Annotated in this window: 6 protein-coding genes; 1 reads left to right on the plus strand and 5 read right to left on the minus strand. The window is 39.5% G+C overall.

The window, feature by feature from the left end:
* Positions 1–457 precede the first annotated feature (457 nt).
* Positions 458–2,998: a TonB-dependent receptor gene (locus WNY98_RS17125; protein WP_342878485.1), complete on the plus strand. Its 2,541-nt coding sequence runs from the start codon at positions 458–460 to the stop codon at positions 2,996–2,998.
* 68 nt (positions 2,999–3,066) lie between these two features.
* Here the strand turns inward: WNY98_RS17125 and WNY98_RS17130 are convergent, their stop codons facing one another.
* From WNY98_RS17130 to WNY98_RS17150, 5 genes are all read right to left on the minus strand, one after another.
* Complete coding sequence (locus tag WNY98_RS17130; protein ID WP_342878486.1) at positions 3,067–4,995, minus strand: CRTAC1 family protein; 1,929 nt, start codon at positions 4,993–4,995, stop codon at positions 3,067–3,069.
* Positions 4,996–5,007: 12 nt separating this feature from the next.
* The gene (locus WNY98_RS17135; protein WP_055255567.1) at positions 5,008–6,009 is read right to left on the minus strand and encodes a family 16 glycosylhydrolase; all 1,002 of its coding nucleotides are present in this window, start codon (positions 6,007–6,009) and stop codon (positions 5,008–5,010) included.
* A 109-nt stretch (positions 6,010–6,118) separates the two neighbouring features.
* The gene (locus tag WNY98_RS17140) at positions 6,119–7,756 is read right to left on the minus strand and encodes a hypothetical protein (protein WP_342878487.1); all 1,638 of its coding nucleotides are present in this window, start codon (positions 7,754–7,756) and stop codon (positions 6,119–6,121) included.
* A gap of 102 nt (positions 7,757–7,858) precedes the next feature.
* Positions 7,859–9,646, minus strand: a complete 1,788-nt coding sequence (locus tag WNY98_RS17145) for an Ig-like domain-containing protein (RefSeq protein ID WP_055255569.1) — start codon at positions 9,644–9,646, stop codon at positions 7,859–7,861.
* Between the two features lie 62 nt (positions 9,647–9,708).
* Positions 9,709–13,419 (minus strand): TonB-dependent receptor, encoded by a 3,711-nt coding sequence (locus WNY98_RS17150; RefSeq protein WP_342878488.1) that lies wholly within the window; start codon positions 13,417–13,419, stop codon positions 9,709–9,711.
* Between the last annotated feature and the right edge of the window lie 232 nt (positions 13,420–13,651).

Consider the following 13,651-nt stretch of genomic DNA (forward strand, 5'->3'; position numbering starts at 1 on the left):
AACTTAAAATCGGTGCTTATAATAATGCGCAGCAGCTTAAAACCTTAGGAATGAGCTTTGCTCAAAAGCTTAAAAATTCTGAGGATTACCACTTTTTTGCTCGTTTAAAATAATTTTTAAAAATTGAATTATTTTTTCAACCTAAATTTTAATTTAGATTAGAGATTAAAATTCAACCACTTAACTTAATAATCTTGTGTTACTTAAACGGCAATACAAGGTTACAACCTCAATATTACAAGCAACATTTAATAAACAAGTAATCAACACATTGCACTTGCAAACATCATATGTTTAAATTGTTAGAATGAATCATTCGTGGTTATTTACACTTCTTGATTGCTTATAGCTTTATCGCAATTAAGAGTCGCTGTTTAATTAGCCTGATTCTAAATAACAGATACTGCCGTTGCATTATCTGCACACACAGTAATTATGAAGAAACGGAGTGATTAAAATGCTTAAACACAGTAAATTGCATACAGCAATATTACTTGCATGTTGTTCTTTATCAGCTTTCACACACACTGCATATGCACAAGAAGAAACAACCGCAAAACAAGCTAAAAGCAATTCAGACGATTTTGAAGTTATTTTAGTGAGCGCACAAAAACGCGATCAAGCATTAAAAGAAGTTCCCTCTTCAATCGAAGTGCTAAGCGGTGATTTAATTGAAGAAATTGGTATAGATAATGGGTTTGATTTAGTCACCTACTTACCTGGTTTTGGCATTGATGACAGCAGTGAAATACGAACTACAACATTAAAAACACGTGGTATAGGCACTTTTACAAATTCAATTGGCTTACAGTCTTCAAACCTAGTCGTTATAGATGGTGAAGTATTACCTCGCCAATCAATGCTTAACTTACCTATTTCAGATGTACAGCGTGTAGAAGCAATGCGCGGCCCACAAGGCACTTTATTTGGCCAAAACACATCAACAGGCCTATTGCATTATGTAACTAAAAAGCCGCAACTAGATGACCGAGTTTCAGGCACGGTTAGAGCACAAGTTACTGAGTTTGATGGCACTGATTTTAGCGGCACCGTAAATGTACCACTTAACGAAAACTGGGCAGCTCGATTTAACGCACAATACAGTGATATTGATGGTTGGATAAAAAACACCATGCCTGGTGAAGAAGATTACACTATTGGCGCAAAAACAACGAAAGCTGGTCGCGGCCAACTTTTGTACGACAACGGTGAAGAGCTAAACGTACTATTTCGTTTAGAATACTCGGAAACCGACACAAATTGTTGTTCTCTTACTCGTTTAGGAGGAATAAACCCAGATTTTGGCCCTCGTCCAATTGTTAATGTAAAAGATGATGGCACTATTGAAGGCACCACTTATAATCGTGTTAATCCTGAGTCTACTTTTGAAGAAGCCGGCGGCCCAGTTACATCACGTAATGCAGAAGGTAACTTTGGTAGAACAGAAAATTTTGGCTTTTCAATATCGGCTGATTACTACCTAAATGATGAGATTACGCTTAGCTATAATGGTAGCTACAGAGATTTTGATTTATATAACAGTTCAGCATTTTTCACTATTAACTTTCCTGTAGAGCGAACCGCTTTTGGTGGTAACGAATCGGTTGATGTTCTTCAACAAGAGTTTCGTATTTCGTCATTTAATAATGAAAAATTTGATTGGGTATTAGGTCTTTTTTACCATGATACCGACGGTCAGCGCTCTGAAATACGTGACGGCTGTATTGCAGGTAACCGTGGCTTTATTGAAGGCGGCGAATTAACAGGGTGTTATTCAAAGCAATCTACCGATGCTTTTTTAGCTAACTATGCAACTACTGGCGATGACGACCGCTCATTACTAACGCCTTCTCGCTTACTAAATAGTGGTGATTTTACAACCGGTTTTGAAAACGTCGCTATTTTTGGACAACTTGAATACCAAATAACTGAGCAATTAGATGCTACTTTTGGTTTTAGATTATTACACGAAAAAAGTGATGCAACCTTTGCTCGTACAGATTTAGCAACACCTTCTACGGGTGTTGGAATGGAAACATTCAATGAAGTATTAGAACTTGCTCAAACAGATCCATCACTCATTAAACGCCAAGACGCGCCAACTAAATTTGATAACTCAGACACTGCCTTTATATACAAAGCAGTAGTAGGGTATGACTTTACTGATGATATTCGTGGTTATGTCAATTATTCTACCGGTTATAAAGGCGCATCTTACTTTGTAACAACAAATACAGACCCTGCCGATGCAGACAACTTCCCTACCGATCCTGAAAACTCTTCAAACTTTGAAGTAGGTCTGCGTTCAGCGTATTTTGATAATGATTTGCTGTTTAACTTTACGTACTTTGATATGAAAGTTGACGATTATCAAGTGCGTGCCAGCCGTGTAATAGATGAAGAAAATAACATTATTTTTGCTGGCTACGTAAACGCAGCACAAGCCCGCTCAACCGGTATTGAAGCCGATGTGGTGGTTAAAATATCAGATAAATTAAAGTGGTCTTTTAACTACGCTTATTTTGATGCACGCTACGAGGACTTTGCTAATACACCTATTAATTGTCCTGCAGATGATGGTGGGTTACTTGCTTCTCGCTGTACAACTGATTCAACAGGCCGTCAGAGCTTTGATCAAACGGGTTTATCTTTCCCTAATAATGCTGAGCAACAATTTTTAAGTACTATTTCATATAATACACAAATTGCTGATACAGGCTGGAATGCTAATACACGTGCGGTTTGGCGTTATAATGGTAGCCACACGCAATCAATTAACGAACTTGCCTTTGGCGAATCAGCTAACCCATCGTCAAGCATTTGGGATGGTTACTTAAGCGTAAGCAAAGATAACCTGCAGTTTAGTGTATTCATTAAGAACTTATTTGATAAGTCGTACACTACTCGCCAACGCATAAACTCTGAAGGTTTTGGGGAAGCATTCTATCCTCGTGACTGGAGTCGTTATGTGGGTGCAAGTGTGCAATATAGCTTTTAGTAAATAACGAAAACTAAATACAAAAAAATAGCGCTTAATAAGCGCTATTTTTTTCTTAACTTTATTACTTACAGCGGCTCTTCTCTTCCAACTAACTCCCCGTTAGCATCATTTATAACCGCATTGCTAATATCTACATGTTCATTATTACTCCAACGAATCGATACATTATTTATCTGTGTACACGTACCTAAACCAACGTGTAGCTTGCTGTTTTCGCTTTGTGAAAAGCCGGCACCTGTTGCACCTACAACTCGTTTATAAATTTGCCCACATGCTTTTATAGTCGCAGTAGCTCCCAATGACGACACACCTGCTTTAGGCGAGTAACCAATATTAGTGACTAAAAAGTTATGCTTCGCGTCTAAAGCTGTGTTGTTGGTGAATAAATGCCAACGGCCGCGCTCGTTTGAGTAAATTAAGTCAAGGTCGCCGTCATTATCGTAATCAAAGGCCTGTGCACTGCCCCCTGTTGCTCCAAGTTCAGTTGAAATAACACCATGATTTTGTATAGCCTCAAAGCCTTTACCTTGCTGATTTAAATACAGTACCTGCTTGTTAGCTTTTGCCGGGTTACCATAACGTAATACAAATAAGTCGCTCCAGCCATCATTATTAAAATCCCCGGCCACAGCACTGGTTGTAGGTTCGCTTAAATTAACATTGAGCTTGGCTGTTGCATCAACAAACTTACCTTGACGGTTTTCTAATAACACCGCTGGTAATGCTTCAAGCCCTTTTACTTTGGGTGAATTAGTCACTCTTTTAATAACACCAGCGGTCGGCGATTTAGTATCGCCAGCTACTCGCCAAGTATCGTTACCTAAGTAACCTATATATAAACCTTTGTTACTTAGCTTTTTAGGCCAGCCAGCAGCTTGTTCTTTTGTTACCTGTACCGTACGTTCACTACCGCCATGACCTTTAAGTTTTAACGGCTCACCATTTTTACCAATAAACACATTAAAATGAGGATATGCCATTTGCAGGTTTTCTATTTCAAAATTACCTTCGATTTTAAAATCTTCAAATTTAAATGCTTCGTTACGAGTAAAGAAAGCAAAATTTTGAGATTGAGCATCATAAAAGGTGTGTTGTTCAAATTGATGTTTAGCGCGGGTTAAAAATAAATCGAAGTCACCGTCATTATCAAAGTCGATTTCGGTCATGCTGCTTACATGGCTAGTATTACGATTATTCCCTAATACAGCCTTACTTTTATTTTTATAACCTAAATCAGATTTACTCTGCGCTACAACAATGTCATCTCCGCCGTAAAAGAATAAATCATCGTGCCCGTCATTATCAAAATCACTAACTAAGGCCTTATATCCAAGCCATTTTGCAGTAGGTAAGTAATCGACAAACTTAAACTGATTATGTCCTTCGTTTTTATATATGTGGTTGGCTCCCTTTTTTTGCTTCTTAAGCGGAAAAGCTGAGAGCATTAAATCTAAGGTGCCACTGTTATTGCCATCTATTAATTTAACCGCACGTCCGCGTGTACGTTCAAAATCATTAAACGTTTCTCCACCTTCAACAGTCCGGTCGTGATTTATTTGAAACGATACAGGTAAACGCGGTTTCAAGCCGCCGCCACCGCCTTGGGCTATTATTAAATCCATTCTTCCATCAAGGTCATAGTCAGCAACAGCAACGCCGTGTGTGTCGCCTTTAATAATTATCTGTGGTGCTGAAAAGGTATTGTCTTTGTTATTCCAAAAAATTTTTACTGCGTGGGTGTGCTCAGTAATTAATACATCTTGATAGCCATCTTTATCAAAGTCTGCAATCAATGCGCTGTCCCATTTACGACGTGATAACGGCTCAAAAGGTATAATATTGTGCGATTCGCTAAACATTAATTTATTACTGTTGCTGTCGCTTAGCGTTTCACTACTTACCCTCTGAGTGGTGTTGCATCCATAAAGTAAAATACTTGTAGCAATCACTGATAAACAAAATAACCTGTTTGCTGGCTTGATAATTTTTTTCATTTAACCCACTCCTTACTTAACCGGTTGTAATGGTTTTTGCTGCCAAACACGGACATACTCAATTTCAAAATCAACCACGCCATCCTCTTTTTTCCCTTCAGGGCTATTACGCTCAAGCTCCTCTTTGCTGGTCGGTATACCATGCCAAGGAAAAGTCTCCTGATCGAGCCATAAAAATAACGGCTTAGTGGCTACATAGCCTGTATCAACCCCACGATGTTCTTTAGCCCATGCATCTGCTTGTTCTGCAGATACTTCACTAAATAACTTGCCATCAACATAATACTTAATCCCATCAGCACTCCAATCAATTCCATATACATGAAAGTCATCAGCGACTCTAAATCCTAAGTCTTTGCGCTCTGTATAAGTGGGCTTACCCATTACCTCTTTATTCCAATCGCGAATTGACCACCATAGTTCACTGTCTATATGGTCTTTTTTAGGGTCAAGAGAGTCACCAAACAATTCAAAAAAATCAACTTCTAGCTTTTCACCCATCGACCAAAATGCACTGCTTACTTGCGCATCAGCGGCTTTACTTTTAATTTCTATATATCCGTATTGAAACGATTTACGGCCAATAAAACACGCTGTTGTTATATTTTCGTATTTAAGTGCATCACCAAAAACAGGTTTGTGAATTTTTTCTTCAAAAGGAAAATCGGGCTCCCAACGTGTTTCTAGCTTTAGTTTGCCATTTTCTAGGCGATAATTATTACCCGAAAACTGCGATGGTGCGCGGCCTTTCCATACTTTTTTATTTGGCCTATCTGGGTGTTTATAAACGGGTTTGCCGTTTTCTAGTTGGCCTACAATGTACCAACGCTCTTCATCGATGGTACTGCCTTCAAATTCATCACTTACTTGCGTGTTAAGTATCCATTTACCTGTATTTTGCGGATCGCTTAAGGGAAATAGAAGTTCATTAGCGAAAGTAGCATTACTGCCGAACGCCACCATACCAAGGACAATTACACTTAGTGATGTTTTTTTTATATGTAAAATATTCATGCTTTTTGTTTCCTACAAAGACAGATCTAATAATGTCGGGTGAACTTTGCTTCAAAACTAAAAAATCCCATTATTAAATTAACAATGGGATCTAAATTTAGATACGTCGTTATTTACTGATAAATTCACTAGCGTTTATAATGCTGCCACCATTACGATTGGTTCCGTCAATGGCATTTTCTCGATAAATAATTGAATTGTTGCGCGTCACATCCCCAACATTCAGTCCCAGTAGTGAGTAGTCAATATCCGTATCCGCTTGTATTACAGCATTAATTTTAATGCTGTATCGGCCTCCAAATTTTCTATATCGTTTTCTTTGAATATTGTTACTTCCCTCATCTAAGTCCTGTGAAGAAGCTTGGCTAGGTGCTTCTATATTACCGTTTACAGTTAGCGACGGGTGATCATGGCGCTTAACTAAGTCGTTACCAACATTGTCTTGAGAATATGACGATACAATGGCAACAGGCGCTATAGGTTGGCCTAACCAACGTGCACCTGACCCATCTCGCGGTAACTTAAATATTTGAAAATTCCCATTAGATGTATTTGACGCCGTATTGCGAATACCTTTTCTTGGTAAAAAATAACTGCCTGCGATTGTAATATCTGACTTAAAGTTCACATCGGTAACAATGTGCTTAACCGTACCGTTGATGGTGGTATCAGTAAAATAGCCTCTTGTATATCCTATATCATTTGTATCAGCCCACACTGGCGCACTACCCGAGTCAGCCCAGATTACAAAAGTACTGTTTTTACCCTTTGTGATGCCTTTAATTTTTATGTTTTCGTTTATTTTTGCATGCGGTTTTAAAAATATTGCGGCAAAACCACCTGTGTTACTAATACTATCAAGTACTATATTTCTGTAGGCGCCGTGGCGTGGGCCTGCGCGGTTTAATCTATCTGTTACAAGCCCACTACCAGGCTCTATACGTACAGTAATACCACGTTCACCAGTAATGTTTTTAAAGTATAAATCTTCACCACTAAAAGGTTGAATAACGGCATACCCTGTTGCTATTTTTTCTCCACTGATGTCGGCTAAATAACCTTTTTTAGGTATGCGAGAATAGCTTGAGTTAAATACTACATTGCGATTTAAATTAGTACCACCAGAGTCAGATTGAACACCTGGTTGGCCATTATCATCTGCAACTAAAAATATATTGGGTGTTTGTGAAAAATTATCCTTTTGGTGCATACGTGAAATAGAAAAGTTTTCAGCGTATCCTACTCGTACCATGCGTTTATCTTGAAAAACTGTATTTGTGTTTACATCAATAATAAAACGATCATTCTTTGTCGCATTAGTTTTTGGACCCGTTGTTGTTATTTCAATATTTTCTGCTTTGTCTGCATTACCGCCTTTTTTACCAAAATCAAATAGAATATTTTGATTCATTTTTAAAATAGTATCGGGCTCTATTTCAAGTCGTACATTAGAGGGCATTGAAATTTTATTTAATGTATACGTACCTTTTTTAATAACAACAACACCACTAACCGCAGATGCAGCATTGAGTGCATTTATAATTTTATTAGTACATTGGCCTGGAGTAGATGCACTATTGCTAGTACTACATTGCCCAGTATTAGTGATTGTCGATTCGACGGTATTAGATATTGTATTGGTGAAGTATCCTGATTTGTTACCAATTGAGGCAGCATAAGCTGAGCTGACCGATCCGCTTAATAATATTGTATAAAACAAAGCTTTATTTCTGTGTGTGAGCATCATTAGTATTCCTAGTATATAAATAGAATTGTCAGATATGTTTGGGGTTTGCAATCACCTACTGCCTAAGCTTGAAAGTGGCAGTAGGTCATTTAGTTTGGGTGTTTATTGGTCGGTGCGAACTACTGCGTAGTCGTCTATCAGTATTGAGTCTCCTGTAGGCATACCATGCACTTCCCACAAGGTGAACACATCGGTTATTGAGCTCCAAGAAGTAGGGATTGCCCACTCTCGTGTGTTCGTTGTGTCTTCAGTAAATTCAATATATTGCCACTGGGTGGTGGCATCCAGTTCAGCGCTGAATAACCCAGCTTGTGAATAACGCCCTGTAAAGCCTTGTGCATCATCAGGAATTCCCTCATAGACCCAAGGCACTACAACATGGCGAAGCGTTATAGGCTGTTCAGGTATTTGATTTAATTTAACCCATGCTGAGAAACGATACGTTTTACCAACAGACTCGGCACCACGTCCATAGTTGGCGCTATACCAGTTACGTTGTTTATTCCAAACTTGCTGAGTTGCAAAAGAGTACGGTGTATTCGCTTCACCTTGAGTAGCAGTACCCGCTGTAATTTCAAGCGAACGACCATTACCCGATACAGAGGTTGCAGATACACTATAAGTGGCATTACCTTTATAGGGTGCGCCTTCTCCATCTAAATTAAAGTCAGTATTAAAACCTGCGGGGTGTTCAGACACGCCCGGCTCACACATTTGGTTGTTAACGGTATTTACCGTAATACTTTTTTGTGAAATGAGTGATAAAGGTGTACTCGCTGTATCGCCATCAATGAGTTTAACCGTGACCGTATTTGAGCTGTCTATTGTTGTAGGTGCTTTAACGGCAAGTACTTCTCCAAAGCCACTTTTTGCGGTTAAGCTTTTCGTAAATGAAACTTCATCGTTAAGTGTCCAATCAAAAGTATATTCGCCGCTTAACTCTGCGTTTAATAAAGCCGGTTGCACTTCTATACCGCTTGCTACGCAGATTGGAACGTCCTTGTTTCCGGAAGATGCGCCTAACTCGTTTTTATCATCATTTGTTATTGCAATACTAAAAGCTCCCGTTACTGTAAGCGTGGCGTTAGCTGTTACTTCTGGGTTATCAACACTTGTGGCTGTAATAGTGGTTTCACCAGTATTTTTAGCACTGATAAGGCCATTTTCATCAATGGTTGCAATATCTTCATCTGCAATTGAGTAAACAAGTGCGGGATTGCACGCGTAACTAGGTATTGCTGATGCAAACACACTTGCCTGCCCACCTACAGGTACTTCTATGGGTGAAATAGTGACTTCAGAAACAGGGTCATCAATTGCATTGATGGTTAATTGCAATGTACGGCTAGGCAGTGCCTCCCCTGGTATGCGATTCGCGCCATTATCAATAGAATAGGTAATGTTATAAATAACTTGGCTTGGAAAATCTAAATTCCCATCCGCAATGGGATTACCATCGCCATCTAATGCGCCTCTTATATCGGTTTGGTCGCATTGTCTTAATGCCGCCGAAAACGCATCGGTATTTATAACTAATTTAGTGCTATCACTCGATTGCGTGAAAGGTGAAATTCGGTGTGATGCAATAGTATTAGCGCTTGTTTGTGGGGTAATGAAATTATTATTAGCCACAAACTCTAACTCACTTACGTTTATGGTTGCACCTGACTCAGAGGCTGGTTTACCGTCGATTGTTACGCCTTGCAGTAAATCAATTTCTTGAACTGCGGACTCTTCTTCTAATGTGCTCGTGATCACTGCGGTATCGATTACAAGTGCTGAATCAGATTTAAACTGAGGATCGTAACCTTCATCCGTTCCGCCGCACCCAGTTAATACTGAAAATATAACACTGCTAATTGCTGTTTTTATTAGTAAGTTATGTTTCATCTTACTCTCCAAAATTTGTAAAACAGCGCGCCTAACGTGGCCCGCTGCTAATAGTTTCTCAATCAAAAGGTACCGCGAAGACCAACACGGAATTGACGACCTGTTTTCCAAACTGATGCTGTACGCGAAGTAGTTACACTGCCATCTTCAATTGCATTACCTTCATCAAGCACAACTTCTTGCGAGTTAGCTTCAAACGCATTACGCGTAAATGAACTGGTGTAATAAATTCGGTTAGTTTCATCAGTTAAGTTAAGTGCCTGAAAAGTTAAGCTAAAGTTTTTATTAATTTTATAACTTGAGCTAAAGTCCAAACGATGGGTTGCCTCTTGCCATGTAGCACCGCCAACTAAACCTCGGTTCACTAACTGCTCCCCGGTGTAGCGACTCGCTAAACGTAATTGAATCCCTTTTTGTTCCCAGTACAGTGTTGTATTTAGGGAGTGTTTTGGAGTGTAAGGTTGTGGTAGTGGTTTTAAAAATATATCGGTATTACCTACCTGCTGACGATCCGATTCTGAATCTTGGTAGGTATAGTTCATGTTTAAACCTAAGCCACCCCAATAACTTGGTAAAAAGTCATAGTTTTGGTTGTAACCTAGTTCAACGCCTTTAATATCTGCGCCTTTACCATTGGTTACTGTGGTTACGTTTACAACGTCACATTCAATGCGCCATTGGTCAAAAAAGCCCGCAACTTGCCTAAGTGGCATACAATCTTCTTCGCCACCTGGTGCTCTATTCTCATCGTAATCAAGTAATAAATCGGCTGTTTGCAAATCGTATTCAGTTCTTACGTCTTTGTAGTGATACGGAACAACAACAGTTTCTTCAAAGTCTTTCATATCTTTGTAAAAGAACGCTGCCGACAGCAAGCCAGAATCGCTAAAGTACCACTCATAAGACAAGTCGAGATTGGTTGATTTAAGCGGTTTTAAATTTGCATTACCTGCAGAGGCATTAGCAGAGTCCCATTGTTGCTCAAATATTTGTGTACGTGGGTTTAATGAATCAAAACGAGGACGCGTCATTGTTCTACTAACGGCAAAACGTGCAATCATCTCTTCGTTAACTGCATAATTTAAGTTTAAGCTAGGTAAATAAGCATCGTGTCCGCCTTTTTTAGTTACCCATGCAATGCGGTCTTGTACTTCACGTCCGCTACCTTGTGTTCCTGTAAATGAGGTTGTTCTGTCTAAAAATGGCCAAATTTGTCCGTTACTTGCAAAGTGTGCCCACGCATTAGCTGACGTTGGAACTAAATTTCCGTTACTGTCGTAGATTAGAGAAGGTAGTGCATTGTTAGCTATAATGTTGCCATTTTCATCTACAAACACTTGCTGATTTACACCCAGCCCGGTGTTGCCATCAGCCCCAGGAATTACAAACTGACCCGTTTGCGGATCAACAGGGAAAGTAGCAGGGTTTGAGCGGTTATACGCATGGGTGATTTGCCATGCCCAACAATTTTGTAGCTCAGCATCGTTTGCTGGTGTGTAACGATGATCAGGCTGCCCCGTGTCAGATACCCCCATAACAGCAGCAGGGCAGGCATCTAAATTTGTATTTGCTAAACCACGTTCAACTAACAAATTGTACGCATCAACCATTTGTGGAAAACGCGTATAGTTAATACCGCCTACACCAGTTGCTGTTGTGTCATCTTTTACATACCTAAGGCCTAAGTTACCTGTTAGCTTGCCATCCATCAGCTCAAAGTTTGCTTTAAAATAAGCGGCTTTTGTTTCGGTTTCAATATTACGACTACCTGTAATGGTTTCGCGTATACCTACTTCGCCCGCATCTTTACCTGATACAATTTCAAGCGCTTTTTCGGCATCAAGTAACGGCCAGCCATTAAAAAACTGAGCAGAGCGATCTGATTGAATATCTTCACCAAAATTATCGTAAGGGTAGGCACTATCAGCCACTATATCGGCTAAGCGAATTGTACCAAGCCCACGTACTTCAAACGCTTGATCGGGGTCCTCTAAATCTATTAAGTCACTGCCATTTGTGGTTGCTCTATTTTGAATAGAGACATTTTTTTTACGATTTGACCACTTAACTCCAAACTCGAGCGACCTAATAAAGTCGCCATCAAGCGCATAGTCAAAATCAACAAAAAGCGACTTGTTTGTATCCGCTAATTTATTTTTACGAAGCACTAAACTTCCTAAGTGATTGTGCTGCATATCATACGGATTAAAACGGCTGTATACCGCATTAGACGTACCATCAAAGGCATCAAAATCGCCCGGTGTAACACCCGTTGAGTAACTACATTCTCCATTAGCGCCACAGTCGTAGCCAACCATTTCGTGGCTGCCATCGGGCATTGATTCAACTATTTGACGACCTGCCGTGCCCCATGTAGCTGTACTAATAGAGATAAAACGATCTTTCTCATCATCATCTGGTGTTTCATCTGTTGTTTTAGAAAAACCAGCACGCACATTCATATTTAGTGAGTCAGTTACCTGGTAATCAATATCAAGTGACGCTACATTAGTATCGATTTCTCTAAGTCCGTAAGAGCGAACAAAGTTACCACCAGTAGAGCGGCTACTTGATTGCTGCAAGGTATTGGTCGATAAATCAACCCCGTTTAATGCTGTATTGTCATCACCGGCATAAATTAGAGGTGTTACAGGCCCCATGTTTAAACGCAGTCGTTGACTGTCGGCTAACACATCCTGCTCTGTATGAGTTACATCTAGCTGAATATCGAGTGAGTCTGTTGGGCGGTATTGAAACCCAGTCGATACCGATAGACGATCTCGTTGATCATTATTTAATGTAAAATCAATGACCTCACGCGCTAAAACAAATAAATCGCCTTCATGTAATATTTGCGTTTCTGGATCGTAATTATTTAGTGAGCTTAGTGGGTTTAATAGTGCTTCTCCATTTTCACCAAAAAGCTTATTTCCATCAGCATCACGTTGATTGCCAAGTACCCTGATTGCTTTGCCTGTAACGGTGTCATGTGCTGTACGGCCCGTTACATCATCTAAATCAACAATAGGAATTGCGCCGTTAGCCCAGTCAGTATTAATACGATCTTGTCGCGTTTTTTGTGTATCTTTAGAGGCGGTTATAATAAAGCCAAAGGTGTCATCGAAATATTTATCAGAAAAGCTAAAGTTAATGCGTGAGTCATTTTCATCAGAAAATTCGTTATATCGCCCCTCGACCGTAAAAGAGCGTCGTGGTTTATTTAAATCTAGAGGCTTTACAGTACGTAAAACAACACTTGCACCAAGCGAACCTTCATCGTTATCAGCAGAGGATGTTTTAATTACATCAATAGATGACAATATATCTGACGAAAATGAGCTTAAATCAACACTGTTATCGTTAGTAGCGCCCGCACTAGAGCCATCGGTACTTAGCCCGCCAGTAAGTGCAACGCCATTCATTGATATTTGGTTTAAAGATGGTCCGGCACCGCGTACTGATATGCGAGTCCCTTCTCCACCTTCTTCTTGAATGGAAACGCCAGTTACTCTTGAAAGTGCATCGGCAATGTTTTGATCTGTTGATTTACCTACGTCTTCAGCATGAATTGAGTCACTTACGTTCTCGGAAAAGCGCTTTGCGTTTACCGCTTTTCGTAAGCTACTTTTGATTCCTTGGACTTCAATTATTTCGATATCTTTTTGTAGTTTTATTTTCTCTTTTTCTTCATCTTCTTGTGCGAAAGCAGATGATGAAATAAGCGAAGCAATAATAGCTGCAGAGACTGCTGATAACCTAAAGTTATGCTGCATTGTGTGCTCTCCTGTTTATCGGCATCGTGTGTCTTAATGCCTGAGTGTGATGATGTGGTCAGTTTTTTATTATTAGTTAAGCAATGCAGATAAAATAAATGAACGCTCTAGAACTCTAGTTTTATCTCAGAGTGATACTCAACTTACGATCAAGTTAAACATATGATGTTTGCATTTACAAGTTGTTTACTTTAATTTTCACACTTTTGTTCCTTTTTTAAACGGAAAAAAC

The organism is Pseudoalteromonas sp. AS71 (assembly GCF_038900275.1).
Lineage (GTDB): Bacteria > Pseudomonadota > Gammaproteobacteria > Enterobacterales > Alteromonadaceae > Pseudoalteromonas.